General features: G+C 65.4%; 22 protein-coding genes. 17 read left to right on the top strand and 5 right to left on the bottom strand.

Annotated features, from left to right (window positions below; genetic code table 11):
- Nucleotides 1-4 precede the first annotated feature (4 nt).
- Nucleotides 5-1,153 carry a DUF819 family protein gene (locus L2Y96_RS18405; RefSeq protein WP_247329103.1) on the bottom strand — a complete coding sequence of 383 codons (1,149 nt, stop codon included), beginning with the start codon at nucleotides 1,151-1,153 and terminating at the stop codon, nucleotides 5-7.
- Nucleotides 1,154-1,275: 122 nt separating this feature from the next.
- Between L2Y96_RS18405 and L2Y96_RS18400 the strand changes: the two genes are divergently transcribed.
- The 3 genes from L2Y96_RS18400 (at nucleotide 1,276) to L2Y96_RS18390 (ending at nucleotide 4,094) form a co-directional block, all read left to right on the top strand.
- Nucleotides 1,276-1,980 carry a M15 family metallopeptidase gene (locus tag L2Y96_RS18400; RefSeq protein WP_425492439.1) on the top strand — a complete coding sequence of 235 codons (705 nt, stop codon included), beginning with the start codon at nucleotides 1,276-1,278 and terminating at the stop codon, nucleotides 1,978-1,980.
- Between the two features lie 44 nt (nucleotides 1,981-2,024).
- Nucleotides 2,025-3,641 carry an NAD+ synthase gene (locus tag L2Y96_RS18395; protein WP_247329102.1) on the top strand — a complete coding sequence of 539 codons (1,617 nt, stop codon included), beginning with the start codon at nucleotides 2,025-2,027 and terminating at the stop codon, nucleotides 3,639-3,641.
- 120 nt (nucleotides 3,642-3,761) lie between these two features.
- Entirely contained in the window at nucleotides 3,762-4,094 is a 333-nt protein-coding gene (locus L2Y96_RS18390) for a hypothetical protein (RefSeq protein WP_247329100.1), read from the top strand.
- A 36-nt stretch (nucleotides 4,095-4,130) separates the two neighbouring features.
- Here the strand turns inward: L2Y96_RS18390 and L2Y96_RS18385 are convergent, their stop codons facing one another.
- Nucleotides 4,131-4,961, bottom strand: coding sequence for an outer membrane protein assembly factor BamD (locus L2Y96_RS18385; protein WP_247329098.1), 831 nt, complete (start codon nucleotides 4,959-4,961; stop codon nucleotides 4,131-4,133).
- A gap of 69 nt (nucleotides 4,962-5,030) precedes the next feature.
- Here L2Y96_RS18385 and rluD point away from each other — a divergent pair, with 69 nt between their 5' ends.
- Together rluD and pgeF are read left to right on the top strand one after the other, a co-directional pair.
- Nucleotides 5,031-6,008 (top strand): 23S rRNA pseudouridine(1911/1915/1917) synthase RluD, encoded by a 978-nt coding sequence (gene rluD, locus L2Y96_RS18380; RefSeq protein ID WP_247329096.1) that lies wholly within the window; start codon nucleotides 5,031-5,033, stop codon nucleotides 6,006-6,008.
- A 5-nt stretch (nucleotides 6,009-6,013) separates the two neighbouring features.
- The gene (pgeF, locus tag L2Y96_RS18375) at nucleotides 6,014-6,805 is read left to right on the top strand and encodes a peptidoglycan editing factor PgeF (RefSeq protein ID WP_247329094.1); all 792 of its coding nucleotides are present in this window, start codon (nucleotides 6,014-6,016) and stop codon (nucleotides 6,803-6,805) included.
- A 164-nt stretch (nucleotides 6,806-6,969) separates the two neighbouring features.
- Here pgeF and otsA read toward each other — a convergent pair whose 3' ends face one another.
- Together otsA and otsB are read right to left on the bottom strand one after the other, a co-directional pair.
- Complete coding sequence (gene otsA, locus L2Y96_RS18370) at nucleotides 6,970-8,385, bottom strand: alpha,alpha-trehalose-phosphate synthase (UDP-forming) (RefSeq protein WP_247329093.1); 1,416 nt, start codon at nucleotides 8,383-8,385, stop codon at nucleotides 6,970-6,972.
- A gap of 17 nt (nucleotides 8,386-8,402) precedes the next feature.
- The gene (gene otsB / locus L2Y96_RS18365) at nucleotides 8,403-9,167 is read right to left on the bottom strand and encodes a trehalose-phosphatase (protein ID WP_247329091.1); all 765 of its coding nucleotides are present in this window, start codon (nucleotides 9,165-9,167) and stop codon (nucleotides 8,403-8,405) included.
- A gap of 172 nt (nucleotides 9,168-9,339) precedes the next feature.
- Here otsB and clpB point away from each other — a divergent pair, with 172 nt between their 5' ends.
- On the top strand, nucleotides 9,340-11,922 hold the full coding sequence (clpB, locus tag L2Y96_RS18360; protein WP_247329089.1) for an ATP-dependent chaperone ClpB: 2,583 nt from the start codon (nucleotides 9,340-9,342) through the stop codon (nucleotides 11,920-11,922).
- Between the two features lie 93 nt (nucleotides 11,923-12,015).
- Here the strand turns inward: clpB and L2Y96_RS18355 are convergent, their stop codons facing one another.
- The gene (locus tag L2Y96_RS18355) at nucleotides 12,016-14,502 is read right to left on the bottom strand and encodes a TonB-dependent receptor plug domain-containing protein (RefSeq protein WP_425492438.1); all 2,487 of its coding nucleotides are present in this window, start codon (nucleotides 14,500-14,502) and stop codon (nucleotides 12,016-12,018) included.
- A 330-nt stretch (nucleotides 14,503-14,832) separates the two neighbouring features.
- On the opposite strand from L2Y96_RS18355, the gene L2Y96_RS18350 reads away from it, so the two are divergent.
- From L2Y96_RS18350 to tolQ, 11 genes are all read left to right on the top strand, one after another.
- On the top strand, nucleotides 14,833-15,117 hold the full coding sequence (locus L2Y96_RS18350) for an FmdB family zinc ribbon protein (RefSeq protein ID WP_247329087.1): 285 nt from the start codon (nucleotides 14,833-14,835) through the stop codon (nucleotides 15,115-15,117).
- A 154-nt stretch (nucleotides 15,118-15,271) separates the two neighbouring features.
- The gene (locus L2Y96_RS18345; protein ID WP_247329085.1) at nucleotides 15,272-15,817 is read left to right on the top strand and encodes a DUF3011 domain-containing protein; all 546 of its coding nucleotides are present in this window, start codon (nucleotides 15,272-15,274) and stop codon (nucleotides 15,815-15,817) included.
- 142 nt (nucleotides 15,818-15,959) lie between these two features.
- Nucleotides 15,960-17,732: an aspartate--tRNA ligase gene (gene aspS / locus L2Y96_RS18340; RefSeq protein ID WP_247329082.1), complete on the top strand. Its 1,773-nt coding sequence runs from the start codon at nucleotides 15,960-15,962 to the stop codon at nucleotides 17,730-17,732.
- 29 nt (nucleotides 17,733-17,761) lie between these two features.
- Nucleotides 17,762-18,397 carry an esterase/lipase family protein gene (locus tag L2Y96_RS18335; protein ID WP_247337118.1) on the top strand — a complete coding sequence of 212 codons (636 nt, stop codon included), beginning with the start codon at nucleotides 17,762-17,764 and terminating at the stop codon, nucleotides 18,395-18,397.
- A gap of 133 nt (nucleotides 18,398-18,530) precedes the next feature.
- Nucleotides 18,531-19,277, top strand: coding sequence for a YebC/PmpR family DNA-binding transcriptional regulator (locus L2Y96_RS18330; protein WP_247329080.1), 747 nt, complete (start codon nucleotides 18,531-18,533; stop codon nucleotides 19,275-19,277).
- A 44-nt stretch (nucleotides 19,278-19,321) separates the two neighbouring features.
- Nucleotides 19,322-19,843: a crossover junction endodeoxyribonuclease RuvC gene (gene ruvC / locus L2Y96_RS18325; protein ID WP_247329077.1), complete on the top strand. Its 522-nt coding sequence runs from the start codon at nucleotides 19,322-19,324 to the stop codon at nucleotides 19,841-19,843.
- Nucleotides 19,840-20,433: a Holliday junction branch migration protein RuvA gene (gene ruvA / locus L2Y96_RS18320; protein ID WP_247329074.1), complete on the top strand. Its 594-nt coding sequence runs from the start codon at nucleotides 19,840-19,842 to the stop codon at nucleotides 20,431-20,433. Before ruvC ends, ruvA begins: the two co-directional genes overlap by 4 nt.
- A gap of 8 nt (nucleotides 20,434-20,441) precedes the next feature.
- Nucleotides 20,442-22,334 (top strand): potassium transporter Kup, encoded by a 1,893-nt coding sequence (locus L2Y96_RS18315; RefSeq protein ID WP_247329071.1) that lies wholly within the window; start codon nucleotides 20,442-20,444, stop codon nucleotides 22,332-22,334.
- A gap of 37 nt (nucleotides 22,335-22,371) precedes the next feature.
- Complete coding sequence (gene ruvB, locus L2Y96_RS18310) at nucleotides 22,372-23,412, top strand: Holliday junction branch migration DNA helicase RuvB (protein WP_247329068.1); 1,041 nt, start codon at nucleotides 22,372-22,374, stop codon at nucleotides 23,410-23,412.
- On the top strand, nucleotides 23,409-23,807 hold the full coding sequence (gene ybgC / locus L2Y96_RS18305) for a tol-pal system-associated acyl-CoA thioesterase (RefSeq protein ID WP_247329067.1): 399 nt from the start codon (nucleotides 23,409-23,411) through the stop codon (nucleotides 23,805-23,807). The genes ruvB and ybgC overlap by 4 nt, the downstream gene beginning before the upstream one ends.
- A 39-nt stretch (nucleotides 23,808-23,846) precedes the next feature.
- Entirely contained in the window at nucleotides 23,847-24,530 is a 684-nt protein-coding gene (gene tolQ / locus L2Y96_RS18300; protein WP_247329065.1) for a protein TolQ, read from the top strand.
- The last annotated feature ends 2 nt before the right edge of the window (nucleotides 24,531-24,532 follow it).

Raw genomic sequence — 24,532 nt, 5'->3', positions numbered from 1 at the left:
CATGTCAGGAAGCCAGCTTGGAAAGGACGGAAGCGACAACCAGGCCATAGCCCGTGCCGAGGATATAGCCGAGCAACGCCAGCAGGATGCCTACCGGCACCAGCGAGCGTGAATAGGTGGCTGCCAGCACCGGGGTGGCTGCCACGCCGCCGATATGGGCGAGCGAGCTGATCCCGCAAAGGTACAGGTCGAAATGAAACAGTCGCGCGAAGCCGCAAAGGAAAATAGCGTGCAGGGCGATGATGGTGACACCGCATAGCAGATAGAGCGGCGCGGCGGCGATGCCGGCGAAGCTGCTTTGCGAGGCGAGCACGGCGACGACCGAGATCAACATGGCACTGGAGACGGCCTGCGCGCCTGGCAGACGGGCCAGGCGCGTGTGCGCGGCGATAAGGCCCGCAAAGGTGGCGATGAGGATGGTCCACGTGGTCGAGGAAACCATGTTACCCACGGGAAGCCGTTCACCGACCACGGCAGCCAGCGCAGCAACGCCCAGCGCCAGGCCGAGCCACAACAGCACGCTATCGCCGGTAGCGGGAGCGCGCACGGCCGTTTCGGCGACGGCCATGTCGGCGCTCGATGTGGCCTTCGTCCAGCGGTTGAACGCGGGAGCAAGGCGGGCGACGGCAAACAGCACCACCACCCACATGGAATAGCACAGCGCATCGGTGAGCAATGTGGTGGCCAGCGCGGTATCCGACATGCCAATCGCTTGCTTGACCGCGATCATGTTGGCGGTGCCGCCCACCCAACTTCCCGAAAGCGAAGCCAGCGGCATCCAGCCGTTGCCTGGCATCCAGTGGCGGTAAAGCAGGTAGGCGAGCACGAACGCGGCGAACAGGCTGATCGAGGTGCAGGCGAACACGCCGAGCACGCGTGGCCCCAGGGCCAGGATCGCGCGCAGGTCGCAGTTGATCATCAGCAGGAAGAGCAGGGCGGGCACCATCCGCTTCACCAGCATCTCTTGCGCGGCATGGATCTCCGGGGAGGCGGTCCATAGCCCGCCCACCGAAAGCGCGGTGACGGTGAGGTAGGTGAGTACGATGGGCGGCAGGATCTCGAACACCTTCCAGCCAAAGCGTCGCTCGATGGCGGGCCAGAAGCCGGCGGCTAGCAGCATGACGGCCAGGTAAGGCCACACCGATTCGATCACGCAACCCCTCCAGGGCCAGGCACGCCTGACGTGTTCCTCTGGAGCATAAAATAACGCCCAGCCAATGCAACCCGGGCTACCGTGGCAGGATATGTCTCGTTTTCCTCACGCGGGTTTTCATCGTGCCATTGAAAACGTTGGGCTTGCTCGTCTTCATTCTGTCGTTCGGCGCCGTCGCCACTGACGCACCGCCGCCGTTGTCGCCCGCGCGAACCATGAGCGACGCAGGCATGGTCGACATTCGTTCGCTTGCACCAGCGATTTCCGAAGACATGAAATACGCCGGCACGGATAACTTCACCGGCAAGGTGGTCGAAGGGTATGGCGCACCGAAGTGCTTCCTGCGCACGCAAGCGGCGCAGGCACTGGCTAAGGTCGAAGCTTCGCTGCAGAAGCAGGGCTATGCCCTGCAACTATGGGACTGCTACCGCCCAGCCCGCGCCGTCGCGGCGTTCGTCCGCTGGGCCAGTGATCTCTCCGAGGCCTCGACCAAAGCCGCGCACTATCCCAACCTCGGCAAAGACAAACTCCTCGGCGAGTACATCGCTCCGGTCTCCGGCCATAGCCGCGGGGCCACGGTAGACCTCACCCTGATGAAATGCACCGCAGGCCAGTGCAAGCCGCTCGACATGGGCACGCCCTTCGACTTCTTCGACCCACTCGCCCACACCGCCGACCCACGCATCACCCCCAAGCAAAAGGCCAACCGCGCACGCCTCCTGAAAGCCATGGCCGCCGAAGGCTTCACCAACTACCCCCAGGAATGGTGGCACTACACGCTTCCCGCAGCGGCGCCTCCCGCCGTCTACGACGTCCCGATATTGTAGGAGCGCGGTATCATGGGCGATCCCCGCGATCCCACGGATACCCCATGTCCACCTTCCGCTTCGCCCTGGCCCAGCACGACTTTCCGGTCGGCGCCACCGCCGACAATGCGCGCCGGGTAAGGGCCCTTGCTGCCGAGGCGCGTGACCGCCTGGGTGCCAAGCTCATCGCGTTCCCGGAGCTCACCCTCTCGGGCTACCCGCCGGAGGACCTGCTCCAGCGTCCCAGCTTCCTGCAGGCGTGTGGCCGCGAGCTGGAAGCCCTGGCGCCGGATCTGAAGGGGATCGCCGCGATCGTCGGTTACCCGGATACCCGGGGCGAGGTCTTCAACGCCGCCTCGCTCATCCGCGATGGCCAGGTGGAGTGGACGTACCACAAGCAGGCGCTGCCGAATTACACGGTGTTCGACGAGAAGCGCTACTTCCGCGCCGGCGAGCAGACCCACGTCTTCAACATCGAAGGCGTCCGCGTCGGCATGCTGATCTGCGAGGACATCTGGGAAGCGGAACCTGCCGCCCACGCGGCCCAGGCGGGTGCCGAGCTGATCCTCGTCATCAACGCCTCGCCTTACGACCAGCGCCAGGCCGCCACCCGCGAAGCCCTGCTGCGCCAGCGCGCCACCGAGAACAACGTGGCCATCGCCTACGTGAACCTCGTTGGCGGCCAGGACGACCTGCTGTTCGACGGCCATTCGCTGCTGGTCCAGCCCGATGGCAGCATCGCTGCCCGTGCCCCGTTCTTCGAAGACCTGCTGCTTGGCGTGGAATACGACAGCGCCACGAAGCAGCTGACGGCGCTCGATTGGCCGGCCCCGGATACCCGCACCGCCGAGGCCGTGATGTATGACGGCATCGTCCGTGGCATCCGCGATTACGTCGGCAAGAACCATTTCGAAGGCGTGTTGCTCGGCCTCTCCGGCGGTATCGACTCGGCCCTGACCCTGGTCATGGCGGTGGATGCGCTGGGCAAGGACAAGGTCACGGCGGTGATGATGCCGACCAAGTACACCTCCGACCTCTCATTGCGCGAAGCCAAGGCCCAGGCTGAACACCTCGGCGTCGAGTACCACGTGCTGCCGATCGAAGGCATCTACGAGGCCTTTACCGGCGCGCTTGATCCCGTGTTCGCGGGCCGCAAGCCGGATATCACCGAAGAAAACCTGCAGTCGCGCTCGCGTGGTGTGCTGCTGATGGCCATGTCGAACAAGTTCGGCCGCCTGTTGCTGTCCACCGGCAACAAGAGCGAAATGGCCGTCGGTTACGCCACGCTGTACGGCGATATGTGCGGTGCCTACGCCCCGCTGAAGGACGTCTACAAGACCGTCGTGTACAACCTCTCGCGCTACCGCGCGGCCATCGACGGCGGCATCCCGGAAGCCGTGATCGAGCGCCCACCCTCGGCCGAACTGCGCCATGACCAGACCGACCAGGATTCGCTCCCGCCGTACGACGTCCTCGATGCGATCCTCGAGCACTTCATCGAAGGTGAAGCGTCGGCCGAAGACATCATTGCCGCCGGCTTCGACGACGCCACCGTCCGCCGCGTCATCCGGCTGGTCTTCGTCAACGAATTCAAGCGCCGCCAGGCCGCCCCGGGGCCCCGCGTCACCACCAAAGCCTTCGGCCGCGAACGCCGCTACCCCATCACCTCCGGCTGGCGGTAAGACCTCCGCCGTCGGTCGCAACGCCGTTGTAGGAGCGCGCTTGTGCGCGATGGCACTTGCCGCGCACTCCATCGCGCGCAAGCGCGCTCCTACACGACGCATATTGGAAGGAGAGTAACGATGGCCATGGATACGCACGCCAACCTGCACGACGGAAACCTGCACTCCATCCACGTTGAAATGGGCGAGAGCACGAGCATCGTCATCATGCTTTCGTTCTACGAGAACCCGAACGAACGTAAGCGTTCGGAAGCGACCCTCACTTTCGCCAACGTGACCTCGTTCTCCAACGTCGTCGATTTCAAACGCCAGGCGGAGCACGCCAGGTTCGGAAATATCTCCGATTGGGCGCCGGCCAGGCGGCGGGGGACCACGTTCATCCACCTGGCTGCTGGCACGATGTCTATTTTCAGCGATCCGCCGGTCCTTTTAGTCACCAGCCCCGGGGGCTGACGCGATAAAAAAAGCCGGCTTTCGCCGGCTTTTTTCTTAGTGGTGTCCCGAGAACGGGATGGCCTTGCGCCAGATCGACGGGTGGTGCGGCCAGTTCGGGTCCGTGAGGTACGGGTGGTCCGGGTAGTTCAGGGCCAGCACCTTGCGGGTCTGGTCGGCCAGCGGCTGGCGATCCAGGGCAATGTAGCTGCGGGTGAGGATGGCCAGGGCGTCGGCCGTTTCCGGCGACTGCTGGTAATGCTCGACCACGTACTGCGAGCGGTCGGCCGAGGCGATATACGACTTGGTCCGCAGGTAGTACTCAGCCACGTTGATTTCGAAGCGGGCCAGCTGGTTACGCAGGTAAATCATGCGCTGGCGGGCGTCGGTGGCATAGGCGCTGTTGGGGTAACGACGGGTCAGCTGGCTGAAATCGTCGAACGCGGTCAGGTTGAAACCCTGGTCGCGGCGGGTGGCACCCGTGTTGTCGCCCTTCTGGAAATAACGCTCCAGGAACCCGCCCGTGCGATCAAAATTGATCAGACCACGCAGGTAATAGGCATAATCTGCATGCTTGTGGGTCGGAAACGTCTTCAGGAAGCGGTTGATGGTGGAGTACGCATCATCCGGCTTGTTGTCCTTGTACTGGGCGTAGGCCAGTTCGATCTGGCTCTGCTCGTTGATATCGCCGGACGGGAAGCGCGCGATAAGGCGCTGGTAGGCCTTCTCGGCCGCGGCGTAGTCAGCGTGCTCCAGCGAGTCGTGCGCATTCGCATAGAGGCGGTCGATCGGCATCGTGTCGATCGTTTCCTTCTTGCTGCGGAACATCGAGCAGGCGCTCATCGACAGGGCGAGGACGAGCAGAATGGTGATCTTGGTTGCACGCATTGAGAGAGTTCGGATGCTTGAGCGAATGGGCATGATAGCTGAAACTGGCCCCCGGCCGGGCGGAGCAGTATGACAACGTTAAAACATGAGGCCACGGTGCCGCTGACGGCCGCTGGACGGCGTTTCGACCAGTCTTTGGCCGAGATGTTCCCCGATTACTCCCGATCCCGGCTTACCGCGTGGATCAAGGAGGGTAAGGTGTTGCTGGACGGGGCCCCCGCGGCCCCGCGCACCCTGCTGCACGGCGGTGAAACCGTGGTGCTGGAGGCCGAACTGGCCGTGGAAGTGGGCGATGCCCAGCCCGAGGACATCGCCCTGAACGTCGTCTACGAGGACGACGACCTGATGGTGATCGACAAACCGGTGGGCCTGGTGGTCCATCCGGGCGCGGGCAACCCGGCGGGGACCATGCTGAATGCCTTGCTGCACCGGCTGCCGGCCCTGGCCCAGCTGCCGCGCGCCGGTATCGTCCACCGCCTGGACAAGGACACCTCGGGCCTGATGGTCGTGGCCAAGACCATCGCCGCCCAGACGGCGCTGGTGGCCATGCTGTCCCGCCACGACGTCCATCGCCAGTACGAGGCCGTGGTGCTGGGCACCATGGTGGCCGGCGGCACGGTGGACGAGGCCATTGGTCGCCACCAGCACGATCGCCTGAAGCAGGGCATCCGTGATGAGGAGCAGGGCGGCAAGTCGGCGGTGACCCATTACCGCGTCCGTGAGCGCTTCCGCGCCCATAGCGTGCTGCAGTGCCAGCTGGAGACGGGCCGTACCCATCAGATCCGCGTGCACATGGCGCATATCGGCCACCCGCTGGTCGGCGACCAGCTCTATGGCAACGGCCTGCGCCTGCCGCGCAGTGCCAGCCAGGAGCTGATCGATGCCCTGCGCGGGTTCCGCCGTCAGGCCCTGCACGCCGAGAAGCTGGCCTTCGAGCACCCGGTGACGGGTGAGTACCTCGAATTCAGCTCGCCGCGCCCGGCCGACCAGGAGGCGCTGATCGAGGCCCTGCGCGCCGATACGGCGATCAACCCGATCGAGGACTGAGCGGCATGGCCGAACCGTGGATCCGCCCGGACTGGGCCGCCCCCGAGGGCATCGGGTCGGCGGTATCGACCCGCCAGGGCCCCGGCGTCTCGGCCGGCCCCTATGGCCGGCTGAACCTGGGCCTGCGTTCGGGGGACGATCTGGGGGCCGTGGCTGCCAATCGCGCTTCGCTGGTCACGGCCCTGGCCCTGCCGGCGGAGCCGTTGTGGCTGCGCCAGGTCCATGGCACGGACGTGGCTCTGGGGCCTGACATGGCAACGGGTGCCGCGGCTCGTGGAGCCGGCGCCGTTGGCGTGGCGGGTGCTGCGGGTGATGACGAGCCCGTGGCCGACGCCGCCGTGGCCCGTGGTCCGGGCCAGGTGCTGGCCATCCTCACCGCCGATTGCCTGCCAGTACTGTTCGTTTCGGCCGATGGCCAGACGATCGGCGCGGCCCATGCCGGCTGGCGTGGGTTGGCGGCCGGTGTGCTCGAGAACACGGTGAAGGCGATGGACGCCGACGGTATCCAGGCCTGGCTCGGTCCGGCGATCGGTGGCGGTTCGTATGAAGTGGGCGATGAAGTCCGCGAGGCCTTCGTGGCCCATGATGCCGGCGGAGCCGATGCTTTCGTGGCGACCCGGCCCGGCCATTGGCTGTGCGACCTCTACGCCCTGGCCCGCCGCCGCCTTGCGGCCGTGGGGGTCACCCAGGTCAGTGGCGGCGGCTTCGATACCCTCACCGACGACCGTCTGTATTCCTACCGGCGCGATGGCGCCCGGAGCGGCCGTTTCGCCAGCCTCATCTGGACCCAAGCGTAGGAGCCCACCCTGTGGGCGACGCCTTTCGTACAGCAGCCACAGGACCTGTAGCTCTTCTGCGAAAGATGTCGCCCACAGGGTGGGCTCCTACGTGATCAGGGGCCGTCATCGGCGAAGGCACGTACGTGATCAGGGTGCCGTCATCGGCGAAGGCACGTACGTGATCAGGGTGCCGTCATCGGCGAGGGCACGTAGATCTCCGGTTTCACCTTCGGCGGCTCCATCAATGCGTGGATGAACAGGTTCCGCCAGTGGGTGATGTCGTTGCGTTCGAGCACGTCCATCATCGACTGCCAGCGCATCCGGCGTTCCTTCAGCGGCATTTCCAGCGCCCGCTTCAGCGCCTCGGACACCTCGTCCAGGTCCGACGGGTTCACCAGCAACGCGGCATCCAGCTCCTGGGCCGCGCCGGCAAAGCGCGAAAGCACCAGCACACCGGGGTCCTGCGGGTCCTGGCAGGCCACGTACTCCTTGGCCACCAGGTTCATGCCATCGCGTAGCGGCGTCACCAGGCCCACCTTCGCGACGCGGAAGTACCCAGCGAGCACCTTATGGCCGAAGGACTTGTTCACATAACGGATCGGCACCCAGTCCGGCTCGGCGTACTGGCCGTTGATGTGGCCAGCGCTACGTTCCAGCTCGCGGCGCAGCGAGCGGTACTCCGGCACATCGGAGCGCGAGGGCGGGGCGATCTGCAGCAGCGAGACCCGGCCGCGCATCTCCTTATGGTCGCGGAGCAGCCGGGCGAAGCCTTCGAAACGTTCCGGCAGGCCTTTTGAGTAGTCGAGACGGTCCACGCCGATGATCAGGGCGCGGTCGTCGATCGAGGCCTTCAGCTTGGAGACCGCGCCACTGTCTTCGGCGCGATGAGCCAGTTCCACGGCTTCCGCCGTATCGATGCTGATGGGGAACACGCCCGCGCGGAAGATGCGCCCATTGGCGGCGCGGATCCGCCCGCCCGTGCGCATGGCGGCGCCCAGTTCGTGGAGGAAGTAATCCTCGAGCGCACGCAGGTCGCGCTGGGTATGCAGGCCCACGAGGTCGTACGAGGCCAGTGGCTCGAGCAGCTCGCGGTGGCGGGGCAGGGTAATCAACAACCCGGCCGCCGGGAGCGGCGTATGCAGGAAGAAGCCGATGCGATTTTCCACGCCCAGCTCGCGCAGCATCGCTGCCAGCGGGATCAGGTGGTAATCGTGCACCCAGACGATATCGTCCTTCTTCAGCAACTTCGCCACGCGCTTCGCAAAGATGCGGTTGACCCGGAGGTAACCCTCCAGATGGTCACGGCGGTAATCCACCAGGTCGGCGCGGTAGTGGAACAGGGGCCACAGGGCGCGGTTGGCGAAGCCGCTGTAATACTCGTCGTGGTCCGCCTTCGACATGTCGATGGTGGCGTAGGCAATGTTGCCTTCCTCCACCTCGTGCAGTTCCTTCCCCGTTTCGGCCGCGATATTGCCGCTCCAGCCGAACCACAGCCCCCCCATTTCCTGCAGCGCCGCGTTCATCGCTGAAGCGAGGCCGCCGGTTTGCGTCTGCTTCGGCAGCGCCACGCGGTTCGAAATGACGACCAGTCGGCTCATCGTTTGCTTGCGGCTCCCTATGTCAACGTGGTTTTCACTTTATCCAGCCAAGCATGAACATCCCTCGGGCTAGACAATGTGAACGCGGCGTGTGACGGCGTTCTTGTACCAATACGCACTGACATGCCGCCGAGCGCGTTGACGACGACGAACGCGTGTTCGTCGGTCAGGTCATCGCCAAGGTACACAGGCTTCCGGCCCCGAAACGGCGGCTCATCAAGAAATTTCGCGATGGCGACACCCTTGTCCATGCCGCGCGGCTTGAACTCGCAGACGTGGTTGCCCGGCTGGAGCTCGAACCCCGGGTAGGCCTCGGCGATCTCCGGTGCCACGCGGGCCACCTCGGGCCCCAGTTCGGGGTGTTCGCGCCAGTGCAGCGCCACTGACCAGCTCTTGTCTTCCACGCGCAGGCCGGGCACGTCCCGGGCGGCCGCATGCACCGCCTCGCGCAGGCGGGCGAGCTCATCGTGGTCGACCGGGGAGGTGATGACGGTACCCGTGGCGGTACGCCGTTCCAGGCCGTGCTGGCCAGCGGCGGCCCAGGCCGGGCGGCCGAAAAGGCGGTCCAGTCCCTCGATGGGGCGGCCGCTCACCAGGGCGAGGGCGCCGCCTAGCGCGGCGCGCAGGGTATCCAGCGTGGCGATCAGGCCCTCGGGGACCACGACGCCCTCGGGGTCGTCGGCGAACGCCAGCAGGGTGCCATCGGCATCGAGGAACAGCGCCGAGGCGCTATCGACCTGCTCGGGCGGCGGCGAGGGCAGCAAGGTGAGGCGATCAGTCACAGGGGCTCCATCCGGCGGGAATCCCCCGAGCATGCCTGTACGGAAGTAAAAATACGGCGACGAACACGGCGGCTGAACCGTTGAAGGCGCATGATCTCACCCGCATCTGTGACACCAGAGGCGGCTGCGGGGAGGGCCCGGGGCACGCCAAAACCTTTGGGAGATACCATCGATGCGAATGGACAAACTCACGTCGCGTTTCCAGCAGGCGCTGGCTGACGCGCAGTCGCTGGCCGTGGGCCGCGACAACAATATCCTCGAGCCGGCGCACGTGATGCTGGCCCTGCTCGACCAGCAGGGCGGTTCCACCGGCCCGCTGCTCACGCAAGCCCAGGTCAACGTACCGGCCCTGCGCCAGCGCGTGGCCGAGCTGGTCGACCGCCTGCCGCGGGTCAGCGGGCAGGAAGGCAACATCAGCGTCGGCAACGATCTGAACCGGGTGCTCAACCTCACCGACAAGCTCGCGCAGCAGCGTGGCGACCAGTTCATCGCCAGCGAGCTGTTCGTGCTCGCGGCGCTGGAAGATCGCGGCGAGCTGGGCGGCGCGCTGAAGGGCGCGGGCGCCACGAAGGAGCGAATTGAAACCGCCATCGACAAACTGCGCGGCGGTGAGAAGGTGCAATCGGAGAACGCCGAAGAGCAGCGCCAGGCGCTGGAGAAATACACGATCGACCTGACCGAACGCGCCGAGATCGGCAAGCTCGATCCGGTGATCGGTCGCGACGAGGAAATCCGCCGCACCATCCAGGTGCTGCAGCGTCGTACCAAGAACAACCCCGTGCTCATCGGTGAGCCGGGTGTCGGCAAGACCGCGATTGTCGAAGGCCTCGCGCAGCGCATCGTCAACGGCGAGGTGCCGGAAGGCCTGCGTGACAAGCGCGTGCTGTCGCTCGACATGGGCGCGCTCATTGCTGGCGCGAAATTCCGCGGCGAGTTCGAAGAGCGGCTGAAAGCCGTGCTCAACGACCTTTCCAAGCAGGAAGGCCGGGTCATCCTGTTCATCGACGAGCTGCACACCATGGTGGGTGCCGGCAAGGCCGATGGCGCCATGGATGCCGGCAACATGCTGAAGCCGGCGCTGGCTCGCGGCGAGCTGCATTGCATCGGTGCCACCACGCTCGATGAATACCGCAAGTACGTCGAAAAGGATGCTGCGCTCGAGCGCCGCTTCCAGAAGGTGTTCGTGGGTGAGCCGAGCGTGGAAGACACCATCGCGATCCTGCGCGGCCTGAAGGAGCGCTACGCCGTGCACCACGGCGTGGAGATCACCGATCCTGCGATCGTCGCCGCCGCCACGTTGTCGTCGCGCTACATCCCTGATCGTCAGTTGCCCGACAAAGCCATCGATCTGATGGACGAGGCCGCTTCGCGTATCCGCATGGAGATCGACTCCAAGCCGGAGGAGCTCGATCGCCTGGAGCGCCGCCTCATCCAGCTCAAGATCCAGCGCGAGATGCTGAAGAAAGAGCAGGACGACGAATCGAAGCAGCGCCTGGCCACGCTCGAAGCGGATATTGAGAAGCTCGATCGCGAGTTCTCGGACCTTAACGAGGTGTGGAAGTCGGAGAAGGCCACCCTGCAGGGCGCCACGAAGATCAAGGAGCAGATCGAGGCGGCCCGCGTCGAACTGGAAGCCGCGCAGCGCCGCCAGGATTTCGCGAAGATGAGCGAAATCCAGTACGGCCGCCTGCCTGCGCTCGAAACGCAGCTCGCGGATGCGCAGAAGGTCGAGCGCCAGGACTTCACCCTGTTGCAGGATCGCGTCACCGCGGAGGAAATCGCCGAGGTGGTCGCGCGCTGGACGGGTATTCCCGTCTCGAAGATGCTGGAAGGCGAGCGCGAGAAGCTGCTGCACATGGAAGACGCGCTGCACTCGCGCGTGGTCGGCCAGGACGAGGCGGTGCGCGCGGTATCCGATGCGATCCGTCGCGCGCGCGCGGGCCTGTCCGATCCGAACCGCCCCTACGGTTCGTTCCTGTTTCTCGGCCCGACGGGCGTGGGCAAAACCGAGCTGTGCAAGGCGTTGGCTGATTTCCTGTTCGATACGCAGGATGCGATGGTGCGCATCGACATGAGCGAGTTCATGGAGAAGCATTCCGTGAGCCGTCTGGTCGGCGCGCCTCCGGGCTATGTCGGTTACGAAGAGGGCGGTTATCTCACCGAGGCCGTTCGCCGCCGTCCGTACAGCGTGATCCTGCTGGACGAGGTGGAAAAGGCGCATCCCGATGTGTTCAACATCCTGTTGCAGGTGCTGGACGATGGCCGCCTTACCGATGGCCAGGGCCGTACCGTGGATTTCCGCAATACCGTCATCGTCATGACCTCCAACCTGGGTTCGAACCTGATCCAGGAGCAGGCCGGCGATAGCGAGGCGGATTACCTGCAGATGAAGGCCTCGGTGCTGGGCGTAGTGCAGGCGCACTTCCGTCCAGAGTTCATCAACCGCCTCGACGATCTCGTGGTGTTCCGCCCGCTCGACAAGAAGCAGATCCGTTCCATCGCGCGTATCCAGCTGAACTACCTGTCGAAGCGCCTGGCCGAACGCCAGCTTGGCTTCGAGCTGAGCGATGCGGCGCTGGACCAGCTCGGCAGCGCCGGGTTCGATCCGGTGTACGGTGCACGGCCGCTCAAGCGCGCGATCCAGCAGCAGCTGGAGAACCCGCTGGCGCAGGCGATCCTGCGCGGTGAGTTCTCGCCGGGCCAGACGGTGCGCGTGGATTCCGACGGCAACCACCTGAAGTTCTCCGCGGCGTAACCGCAAGAACCATCGCGTGCAAGCACGCTCCTACAAAGCTGCCGTACCCCTGTAGGAGCGCGCTTGCGCGCGATCACGCTGCGATACCCCCCATCAGAACCGGAACCCCACCTTCGCGTAGTAGTACCGCCCGTTAAACCCAAACGGCGACAGCGCCGAATACTGCAACCCGCTGAAATAATCTTCGCCCGCATCCGTCGGACTCACTCGCGTCGGGTACTGATTGGTGACGTTGTCCACGCCAAGCGTGAAGTTCCACTGCTCCAGCGTGTATCCCACCGACGTGTTCAATAACCATCGCGCCGAGAACGACTGATCCGTCGAGGGATCCGGCGTGACACGCTCGACGGAGCCGTAACGGGTCAGATCCGCATGCGCATTGAACCCCGCAAGCGCCCAGTCACCACCCACTACGAACTTCGTCCGCGGCGTGGCCTTGGTCAGCAAGCCCTGGCTGGCGCGGCCAAACAGCTCGATCGGGCCCGATGTGTTGTCCTGCAGGATGGTCGGCGTCGCCGCCACATCCAGGATCTTCACCTTGTTGTAGTTGCCGCTGGCCATGAGGTTGAACTCGCCCGCGCTGGTCGTCGGGATGCGGTAGTTCAGCACCAGGTCCGCGCCGCGCGTGCGCGTCGTGGCCGCATTGGCGAAGTACTGCACGGCCGTCACCTGCTGGCCCGGCACCACGCTGTTGAAGTACGCCGCAAGCACCGGATCGGTCAGGCTGATCGTGTCGGAGTAGAGGATCTGGTGCCAGATGCGGATCTGGTACACATCGAGCGTGGCGCTGAGGTTGTCGATGGGCTCCCACACCGCGCCAAGGCTGTAATTGGCGGATTTCTCCGGCTTCAGCGCCTTGGCGCCCAGGGCGATCGCCGCCGGGTCGGAGGTGCGGTAGGTGCCGGTCTGGGCGAGCTGCCCGGTGCTCGGGTCGATGATCGTCACCACCGACTGGTAATTCTGCTGGGCGAGTGACGGCGCGCGGAAGCCGTTCGAAATCGTGCCACGCAAGGCGAACGTGGGCGTGAACTGGTAACGGGCAGAGAGCTTGCCCGAGCGTGTGGAGCCAGAATCGCTGTAGTGCTCGTAGCGTCCGGCCACGCCCGCCGAGAACTTGTCGGTGACGTCGGTTTCCAGATCGACGTACGCGGCCTCGCTATGGCGCGTGAAACTGCCAGCGGCGGAAGGCGAGAGGCCAGGGAACACCTGCGCTCCGCCGGCATAGGGCGCATCGGTGCCGGGGATCAGGGTGTCCTGGTTGAAGTAGTACGAATCCGGATCGCCTGCGTCGATCTGGTACTTCTCCTTCCGGTACTCGGCACCGAAGGCGAGCGTCAACGGGTTAGGCAGCCAGCCCACGCTGAAGTCCTTGCCGATATCGATGTTCGCTAGCGCCTGCGAGTTCTTGAACGTGCCCGCGTTGAAATAGGTCGGTGACGCGCCGGTGGTGTAGTACAGGTTGGTATTGATGCTGTTGCCGACGTCGAACACCAGCGAGTTGATGCCGTAGTTCCCCGACGCATCCCAACGCCAACCGCTATCCGTCACGCCCTTCACGCCGAGGATAGCGGTGGTGTCGTTGGTGTGATTGATGATCTGCGGCAGGAAGCCGTCGGGATACACCTCGGGGACGTTGCGCGCGTTCGTGGCGCCACGGTAGTAGCCATTGGAGGTGACGTCGCGGCGGCTGAGACTGAGCACGCCGTACACGTCGACATTGTGCGCGAGCGAGTACTGGAAGTTGGTGAGGGCCTGGTAGGTCTTCACCGCCGGATCGCCGTAGCGCTGGTGTGCCACGTTGCCGTCGGCGGCTTCCTCGGGCGTGAACAGGCTCACCGGCGAGGCGCGGTTGGTGTTCATCGAGTTCTGGTAGTTCCAGGCCACGCGCAGCCAGCCCTTCGCGTCATCGCCCTTGCCACCGAGGTCGATCCCCATGGAGCCGTCGATGCCGTTGGTGTCGCCATCGCCCTTGTCCATCGTGCCGCCGTTGACGGTGATGCTGTTGCCACCCTTCGTGGCACCGTGCTTGAGCACGATGTTGATCACGCCGGCGATCGCGTCGGAGCCGTATTGCGCGGCGGCGCCATCACGCAGCACTTCGATATGGTCGATCGCGGAAATCGGAATGGAGTTGAGATCGGCAGGCGCGGAGCCGCGGCCGACGGAGGCGTTGTAATTGACCAGCGCGGAGGTGTGGTAACGCTTGCCGTCGACGAGCACGAGCGTGGCGTCGGGCGACAACCCGCGCAGGCTGGCGGGGCGGATGGCGTCGTTGCCGTCGTTGATGGCGGGGCGGGGGAAGTCGAGCGAAGGCAGGAGCCTGCCCAGCGCGGTCGCCAGTTCGGTGCTGCCGGTGGCGGTCAGGTCCTTCGGCGAGAGCACGTCGATGGGTGAGAGCGAGCTGGCTTCGGTACGGTTCGTGGAGCGGGTGCCGGTCACCACCACCTGATCGAGCTGCCGGGCCTGTTTGGCATCCGGCGGTGCGGTGTCCTCGGCATAGGCGGGCAGGACAATCATGAGGCCGAGGGCGGGAAGCCAACGGCATGCGGGCTTGCGTCGTAGGGTCTTGCCTGTCGTCATCGATGGGTTCCCCGGGGCGAGCTAGTGGCTTGCGGGGCGCGGCACACCCCGCGGCGCGGCCGGCGGCCGTGCTGGCAATGACGCTAGGTGGGGATTTTGCAGCGCGTCAATGCGACTCTTTCTTTTGCGCCAAACCGGTGAAAGTAATGGCGTTTTATGCCATTAAATAAGGGCTTGGCATGAAACTGGCTAATTTTCGCCATCGTGGTGCAATGCCGTAAACGCGTGGACCTCGCGTGCGCGCGAGGGTGTCCCGCGACATCCGGGCCGGCATTGAAAAGGCGCCAATCCCCCCGATAATGGCGGGCTAGCGCATCACGAGTCCCACCCATGCCCATCTACGAATTCCAGTGCCAGGCCTGCGGCCATCGCTTCGACCGCCTGCAGAAGATGTCCGACCCGGATCCGGAGACCTGCCCGAACTGCGGCGAGCCGCGTGTGGGCCGCATGCTGAGCGCGCCGCAGTTCCGTCTTGCTGGTGGTGGCTGGTACGAGACGGATTTCAAGAAAGACGGCGATAAGAAGAGGAACCTGGCCGAGGGGTCTTCGGGGGCGGCCGCGCCGGCGGCAAGCCCGGCGCCTGCGCCTGCGCCGGTGGCTAAGTCGGGGGAGTGAAGTGTTGCGGGGGTGGCGCGAAAGGCGTCGCTCACAGGGTGAGCTCCTACAGGGGCGGTATGCGGTGGCAACGATTTCCTGCGATCTGTTCAATCAGCGTTGCGGATCCTTCCGATAGTTTTTGCGACACCTCGATCGAAAGGACGTACCGGCCGTGAAACGCCTGCTTGGAATGGTTGCAATGCTCGCGCTTGGCGCGGGCCTGTTCATGGCCCCGCCGGCCGCCCACGCCCAGCGTGGCGGCGATACCGTTAGCTGCGGCAGCGTCGATGGCCGCCGCACGATCTGCCGGGTGCCGTGGCGCGAGGCCCGGCTGGTCCGTCAGGACTCGAAAACCACCTGCGTCCGCGGCCGCAACTGGGATATCGATCGCGGCACGCTGTGGGTCGATGACGGCTGTCGTGGCATTTTCCAGGAAGCCGGTGGTTGGGGTGGCGGTGGCAGGCCGGGCTGGGGCGATGACCGCCCGGGTTATGGCGGCGGTGGCCGTCCGGGTTACGGCGGTGGTGGCGGCCAGATCGTGAGCTGCGACTCCAACGACAACAAGCGGGTGTTCTGCCGCTGGCCGATCGGCCGTGGCGCCCGCCTGTACGAACAGACCTCGAAGACCGAGTGCCGCGAGGGCTACACCTACGGCTTCACCCGGGATGGCATCTGGGCCGATCGCGGCTGCCGCGGGCGGTTCGATATCGGGCGTTGACGGCCGGCCGGGTGGGCCGCTGCGGCGTTCCGCTCCGTTGGCTTTTCGCGCGCAAGCGCGCTCCTACAGGGTAATGAGGGCCCCGGGTCGTGGTACGATCCGGGGTCTTTTCTTTTGCATTGCACCGCGGAGCCCCAAGCGCATGCGCACCCATTTTTGCGGCCTCATCGACGAGTCCCTGGTCGGCCAGGAAGTCACCCTGTGTGGCTGGGTCAACACCCTGCGCCTGCAGAGCCACGTGGCCTTCGTCGACCTGCGCGACCACGAGGGCATCGCCCAGGTCGTGATCGAGCGCGAAAACGCCGATGCCTTTGCCGTCGCTGGCGAGCTGGGCTACGAGTACGTGATCAAGGTCACCGGCCAGATCCGCAAGCGCCTGTCGGTGAACGACAAGCTCAAGACCGGTACGGTCGAGCTGCTGGCCAGCAAGGTCGAGATCCTCAACGCCGCGCGCGACCTGCCGTTCGCGCTGCATGAGAACCCGAACGAGGACATGCGGATGACCTACCGCTACCTCGACCTGCGCCGCCCGGAAATGCAGAAGATGATGCGCACGCGTACCGCGCTGGTCCGCGAGCTGCGCCGCTACCTGGATGCCGCTGGCTTCCAGGACATCGAAACCCCGATCCTGACCAAGGCCACGCCGGAAGGCGCGCGCGATTACCTGGTGCCCAGCCGCGTGCACCCGGGCCAGTTCTACGCGCTGCCGCAGTCGCCGCAGTTGTTCAAGCAGATCCTGATGATGGCCGGTTTCGACCGCTACTATCAGATCGCCCGCTGCTTCCGCGACGAAGATCTCCGCGCCGACCGCCAGCCGGAATTCACCCAGCTCGACCTTGAGTTCGCCTTCGTCGAAGAACGCGATGTGCAGGATTTCGTCGAGAACATGATCCGCCACGTCTTCCGCGAAGTGCGCGGCGTCGAGCTCGATGCCACGTTCCCGCGCATGACCTACGAAGAGGCCATGCGCCGCTTCGGCTCGGATAAGCCCGACCTACGTATCGCCCTGGAACTCACCGACATCGCCGAGGCGGTGAAGCACGTGGAGTTCAAGGTGTTTGCCGACCCGGCGAACGATCCGGCCGGCCGCGTGGCCGCCCTGCGCGTCCCGGGTGCCGCTGACCTTTCCCGCAAGGACATCGACGGCCTGACCGAGTACGCCGGTCGCTACGGCGCCAAGGGCCTGGCCTGGCTGAAGGTCGATGACCTGGCCAAGGGCCGTGAAGGCATCAACTCGCCGGTGGCCAAGTTCCTCGACGACGCCGCGCTCAACAAGGTCCTGGAGCTCACCGGTGCCGCCAACGGCGATATCGTCTTCTTCGGCGCCGGCGCCTGGAAGGTCGTGACCGATTTCATGGGCGCCCTGCGCCTGAAGCTGGGCCGCGACCGCGGTCTGGTGGAAAACAGCTGGAAGCCGCTGTGGGTCACCGATTTCCCGATGTTCGAGTACGACGAGGAAGAGAAGCGCTTCGTGGCGCTGCATCACCCGTTCACCGCCCCGAATATCGATGACATCGCCGATCTGCGCGCCAACGCCGCCGTGGCGCTGAGCCGCGGCTACGACATCGTCCTCAACGGTAGCGAGATCGGTGGTGGTTCCATCCGTATCCACCGCCCCGAGATGCAGAGTGCCGTGTTCGAGCTGCTCGGCATTGGCCCGGACGAAGCCGAGGCCAAGTTCGGCTTCCTGCTGAAGGCGCTGCGCATGGGCGCGCCGCCCCACGGTGGCCTGGCCTGCGGTATCGACCGCATCGCCGCCATCATGGCCGGCACCGAGTCGATCCGTGACGTCATTGCGTTCCCGAAGACCACCAGCGCGCAGGATCTGATGACCGACGCCCCGTCGCCGGTTTCGGCTCCGCAGCTGAAGGAACTGCACGTCCGCGTCGATGCCGCGGAGCCGCTGAAGGCCTGATAGCCGTACCCGACAAGCCGATGAATGCCATGTCGCCCGATGTCATCCTGCTCCACGGCCTGTGGATGCGCGGGTTCGCCATGGCCATGCTTCATCGTCGGCTGCGCGAGGAAGGTTTCCGGGTCCATCAGTTCGAATACATGAGCGTGGCCGCGCCGCCCGAACAGGCGATCGCGCGGCTACGAAAGCGGATTCGCGCGCTGTCACCTGGCCCGGTCCATGTGGTGGGCCACAGCCTGGGCGGCATTCTCGCCCTGCTGGCTTGCCGGGATATGGATGAGCCGGGCGGGCGCATCGTCTGCCTGGGCTCACCCTTGAATGGTAGCGGTGCCGCTCGCGGCCTTACCCACCACTGGGGCGGTGATGTCTTGCTGGGGCGGTCCCGCGAACTGTTGTCGCATGGCCTTGACCACTGGGATGGTCCCCGCGAGGTTGGCATGATCGCCGGCCGCCAGCAGGTGGGCCTGGGCTCGCTGGTCGGTGATGTAGGAACCGAGCACGATGGCTCGGTGGGTGTGGAAGAGACCCGGCTGCCCGGCCTCACGGCGCACTGCATCCTCGAAACCAGCCACACCGGCATGCTCGTCTCCGCCGATGTGGCCCGCCAGGCCGCGTTTTTCCTGAAGGAAGGCCGCTTCGACCAGGCGCCGGCCCCAGTGCCCTAGCGCCACCGCCAACGAACGCGAACCCCTGTAGGAGCGCGCTTGCGCGCGATTCGCCGTTCGCCGATTGCCCCCGTTCCGCCCCAGTTCCGTTAGAATCCCGCCCCTGTCCATCCGGTAGCACCAGGAAACGCACATGGGTAGAGGCCCGTCCATCGAAGGTCGCAAGAATGCCGAAGACGCCAAGCGCGCCAAGGTATTCACCAAGCTGATCCGCGAAATCACCATCGCCACCCGTGGCGGCGTGCCCGACCCCAACGGCAATCCGCGCCTGCGCGCGGCCGTGGATAAGGCCCTGGCCGCCAACATGACCAAGGACACCATCGAGCGCGCCATCAAGCGCGGCTCGGGTGCCGATGGCGGTGCCGATATGCACGAGATCCGCTACGAGGGCTACGGCCCGGCGGGTACCGCGCTCATCATCGATTGCGTCACCGACAACCAGACCCGCACCGTGGCCGATGTGCGCGCCGCGCTGACCAAGCTCGGCGGCAACATGGGCACCACCAATTCGGTGGCGTTCCAGTTCACCCGCGTGGGCCAGGTCGTCATCCACACCGGTGGCGACGCCGACGTGGAAGCGAAGCTGGAAGAAGCAGCGATCGAGAACAATGCCGAAGACATCGTGATCGCCGATGGCGTGGGCACGGTGTTGCTGGCTGCCGACCCGATCGCCGTGGAAGCTATGCGCAAGGCGCTGGTCGCCGCCGGCTTCGACGTGGATAGCTCCGACGTGGTCATGCACCCGAACGGCCCGCTGGTTACGCCCACCGGCGAAGCCCTCGAGCAGTTCCAGAAGCTGCTCGCGCGCCTGGATAGCCTCGACGACGTTGATGAGGTCTACCACAACGCCGTGCTGCCGCAGGAAGCGGACGACGAGTAAGGCCACCGGCCTTACCCGCACCGCACCCGATCCGCGTTACCGCCATGACACGCATCCTAGGCATCGACCCGGGCAGCCAGCGCACGGGCGTCGGGATCATCGACGTGGCCGACAATGGCGGCCTGACCCATGTATGGCATGGCGCGCTGGTCATCGGCGGGGAGGCTACCTTCCCGCTGCGGCTGAAACGCATCTTTGACGAACTCTGCGCCATCATTGGCGCGCACGGTCCGGCGGAAGCCGCGATCGAGCGCGTGTTCATGGCGCGCAACGCGGATTCGGCCCTCAAGCTGGGCCAGGCGCGTGGCGCGGCCGTGTGTGCCGTGGTCAGCCAGGGAATCGTCGTGCACGAATATGCAGCGACCGAGGTCAAGCAGGCGGTGGTCGGTACCGGCCGTGCCGACAAGACCCAGGTCCAGCACATGATCGGGATGATCCTCGGCCTGAAGGGTCCGCTGCAGGCGGACGCGGCCGACGCACTGGCGATCGCTATCGCCCATGCGCATACCCGTTCCAGTATTGAACGCGTGGGTATCCCGCGCACGGCATGGAGACGTCGCCGATGATCGGCCGCCTGCGTGGGACCCTGATCAGCAAGCAGCCGCCGTCGCTCCTCATCGAGGTCGGTGGCGTGGGTTATGACGTCGATGCACCGATGTCGACCATCTATGACCTCCCGGCCACGGGCCAGGAAGTGATCCTGCTCATCCATTACGCGGTGCGCGAAGATGGCGTGTCGCTCTACGGTTTCCTCCGGGAAACCGAGCGTGCCATGTTCCGCAACCTGCTCAAGGTGAGTGGCATTGGCGCGAAGATCGCGCTGGCCGTGCTCTCTGGCGTTTCCACCGAGGAGCTTTCGCGCCTGGTCCACGCCGGCGACGTGGTCGCGCTGACAAAGATCCCCGGTATCGGCAAGAAGACCGCCGAGCGCATGGTGGTGGAGCTGCGTGATCGCGTGGATGCCACCGGCGTGCGCCTGCCGGCCGCCAGCGGTGTTGCCGCCCCGGTCGATCCGGTGGGCGAGGCCACGGTGGCCCTGCAACAACTCGGCTACAAGCCGCCCGAGGCCACGCGCCTCGTCAGTAAGGTGGCCGCCGATGGCGATACCGCCGAAGCCATCATCCGCAAGGCGCTCCGCGCCGCGCTGGGAAGCTGATCATGGGCATGTCCCACGCAGAAGAATTACGCAACGCCCATGGCAAGAAGCTCGCGAAGCTGGCCCTGGGTGCCATCGGCGTCGTGTTCGGCGATATCGGCACGAGCCCGCTGTACACCATGAAGGAGACCCTGGGCACGCACGGCATGACGCCGCAGCCGCTCGCGGTGCTGGGCGTGCTCTCGCTCATCTTCTGGTCGCTGTTGATGGTGATCTCGCTCAAGTACGTCACCTTCGTGATGCGCGCGGATAACAAAGGCGAGGGCGGCATCATGGCGCTCATGGCCCTGGCGCAGCGCAGCGTCGCGGGCTCGCCGCGTACCCGTTGGGTGCTCGCGGCCATTGGTATCTTCGGCGCATCCCTGTTCTACGGTGATGGCGTGATTACGCCTGCCATGTCGGTGCTTTCCGCGGTGGAGGGCCTGGAAGTGGCTGCGCCGACGCTGGACACCTACGTGCTGCCCATCTGCCTGGTGATCCTGTTCGTGCTGTTCGCGATCCAGCGGCACGGCACCGATCTGGTCGGCAAGGCCTTCGCCCCGGTCATGGTGGCGTGGTTCGTCGTGCTGGCGGTGCTGGGCGTGCGCCAGATCGTCCAGCATCCGCAGGTGCTGTTCGCGCTGAACCCGTATTACGCCGTGAAGTTTTTCACCGAGCACGGCATGCAGGCCTTCATCGCCCTGGGTGGCGTGGTGCTGGCGCTCACCGGGGGTGAGGCGCTGTATGCGGACATGGGCCACTTCGGCAAGAAGCCGATCCGCATGGCCTGGTTCTTCTTCGTGCTGCCGGCGCTGCTCATCAACTATTTCGGCCAGGGCGCGCTGCTGCTGCACGACCAGACCGCGATCGAAAATCCGTTCTACAAGATGGTGCCGGAGAATCTCCTGTACCCGATGATCGCGCTCTCCACCGCGGCGGCCGTGATCGCGTCGCAGGCGGTGATCTCGGGTGCGTTCTCCATGACCCGCGAGGCCATGTCGCTGGGCTACTCGCCGCGCATGGCGGTGGTGCATACCTCACGCGAGATGTCGGGGCAGATCTTCGTGCCGTGGATCAACCGTCTGCTCCTGGTGCTGGTGTTCGTGGCGGTCATCTTCTTCCGCTCCTCGAACAACCTGGGCGCGGCCTACGGTATCGCTGTGACGGGCACCATGACCATGACCACGCTGCTGGCGCTGGTGGTGGCCAAACGCCGGTGGAACTGGCACTGGTCGGCGGTCATCACCGTCGGCATCATCTTCCTGGTCACCGATCTGTCGTTCTTTGGCGCCAACGCCCTGAAGATCGCCCATGGCGGCTGGTTCCCGCTGGTGCTGGGCGTGGTGATCTTCACCATGATGACCACCTGGCGGCGGGGCAGGGACCTGGTGGTCCGCGAGATCAAGCAGAGTGGCCTGGCGCTGGAGCCCTTCGTGGCCAATATCGCCGACCACCCGCCGCTGATCGTGCCGGGCACGGCCGTGTTCCTCACCGCCAACCAGAACAGCGTGCCGCACGCCATGCTGCACAATCTCAAGCACAACAAGGTGCTGCACGAGCGGAACGTGCTGCTTACCGTGGAAATGCTCGAGACGCCGGTGGCGGATTACGAAGAGCGGATGGAACTCATCGAGTACGGCAACGGCTTCTATGGCCTGCAGCTGCGCTACGGTTTTGCCGAGGATCCGAACATCCCGCTCACGCTCACGCGCGCCAGCTCGCTGGGTGTCGATTTCGACATGATGGACACCACGTTCTTCCTGTCGCGCGAAACCATCGTGGCCGATGTGCGCCGGCCGGGCATGGCCTTGTGGCGTGACAAGCTGTTCGCCTTCCTGGCCCGCAATGCGCTGCCGGCGACGGCGTTCTTCCAGATTCCGGGCAATCGCCTGATCGAACTGGGCGCGCAGGTCGAGATCTGAGGGGGTAGGGGTCGCGGGGCATGCCATAATGCGCCCCATGTCCGAGCACCGCATCATCTCTTCCGCCGCCGCCATGGATGACGAGGCGCTGGAAGCCAGCATCCGCCCGAAACGCCTCGCCGAGTACCTCGGCCAGCCGACGGTGCGCGAGCAGATGGCCATCTATATCGAGGCGGCCCGCCGCCGCGGCGGCGCGCTCGACCACGTCCTGATCTTTGGCCCACCCGGCCTCGGCAAGACCACGCTTTCCCACGTCATCGCCAACGAGCTTGGCGTGAACGTCCGCTCCACCTCGGGCCCCGTGTTGGAGCGCGCAGGCGACCTCGCCGCGTTGCTCACCAACCTCGAGGCCAACGACGTCCTCTTCGTGGATGAAATCCACCGCCTGTCGCCCGTGGTGGAGGAAGTGCTCTACCCGGCGATGGAAGATTTCCAGATCGACATCATGATCGGCGAGGGCCCCGCGGCTCGTTCGATCAAGCTCGATCTGCCGCCGTTTACCCTGATCGGTGCCACGACCCGCGCCGGCCTGCTCACCGGCCCGCTGCGCGACCGCTTCGGCATCATCCAGCGCCTTGAGTTCTACAGCGTCGACGAGCTCACGGCCATCGTGCGCCGCGCGGCGAAGATCTTTGGCATCGAGTGCGATATCGAAGGCGCCACCGAGATCGCCCGGCGCTCGCGTGGTACCCCGCGTATCGCCAACCGCCTGCTCCGCCGGGTCCGTGATTTCGCGGAAGTGCGTGGCGATGGCCGGATCACCCATGAGCTCGCCCGCGCGGCGACCGACATGCTGAAGGTGGATGCGCAGGGTTTCGATGACCTCGACCGCCGCCTGCTCGGCACCATCATCGAGAGCTTCGATGGCGGCCCGGTCGGCGTCGAATCCCTGGCCGCGGCCCTCAGCGAGGATCGAGGCACCCTGGAAGACGTGGTCGAGCCCTACCTGATCCAGCAGGGCTACCTGATCCGTACGGCCCGCGGCCGCATGGCCTCGGCCAAGGCCTGGCGGCACCTGGGCCTGAACCCGCCGCCGCGCGCCTCGGGTACGCCCGACCTGTTCCAGGACGCCCCATGAGCGTGTTTTCGTGGCCGGTCCGGATCTACTGGGAAGATACCGACGCGGGTGGGGTGGTCTACCACGCCAACTACGTCCGCTTCATGGAGCGCTGCCGCACCGAATGGCTGCGGGCCCAGGGCATTGACCAGTTCGCGCTGCGCCAGGCCACCGGCCTGGGCTTCGTCGTCCGGGAGATGGGCCTGGATTTCCTGCGCCCGGCCCGTCTGGATGATGAACTCCTGGTGACGCTGGCCGTCAAAGAACGGCGTTCAGCAAGTATGCTGTTCGGTCAGGAGATCGTGCGGGGGGATACCACGCTGTTGCGCGCCACGGTGCGCGTGGCCTGCGTAAACCTCGACGCGATGCGCCCGGCCCAGATCCCCGCGGATCTGTTCCGCCCCGAATTCCTTTAATACCAAGCCTATAGATACCTGGCGGAGAGCCTTCAAGCGATGAACGGTGGACTCAATATTTTCAAGCTGGTGACGGAAGCCAGCCTGCCCGTGCAGCTTGTCATGCTGCTCCTCCTGGCCTTCTCGTTCATGTCGTGGGTGATCATCATCCGCAAGTACGGCCAGCTGAAGGAAGCGCATAACAACGCCGAGACCTTCGAAGACCGCTTCTGGTCGGGTGCCGACCTGGCCGCCCTGTTCCGTGAAGTGGGCAACCGCGATGGCAAGCACGGCATCGAGAACATCTTCGAGGCCGGCTTCCGCGAGTTCGCCCGCCAGCGCCAGCGCCGCGTGTCCGATAGCGACCGCATCATGGAAGGCACCGAGCGCGCCATGCGCGTGGCCGGTACCCGTGAGATCGGCAAGCTCGAGCAGAACCTCGAATTCCTGGCCAACGTCGGTTCGATCAGCCCGTATATCGGCCTGTTCGGCACGGTGTGGGGCATCATGGGCGCCTTCCAGGGCCTGGGCGAGATGAAGGATGTGACCATTTCGGTGGTTGCCCCGCACATTTCCGAAGCCCTGATCGCCACGGCCATGGGCCTGTTTGCCGCTATCCCGGCCGTGTGGGCTTACAACCGTTTCGCCACCCGCGTGGAGCGCGTCGCGTCCCGTTACGAGGTGTTCCAGGAAGAATTCTCGTCGGTGCTGCAGCGCCAGATCCACGCCGACGACGTCGCCTGAGC

The sequence above is a fragment of the Luteibacter aegosomaticola genome, assembly GCF_023078475.1.
In the GTDB taxonomy this organism is placed as follows: Bacteria; Pseudomonadota; Gammaproteobacteria; order Xanthomonadales; family Rhodanobacteraceae; genus Luteibacter; species Luteibacter aegosomaticola.
This window is presented reverse-complemented; position numbering and strand designations above follow the sequence as displayed.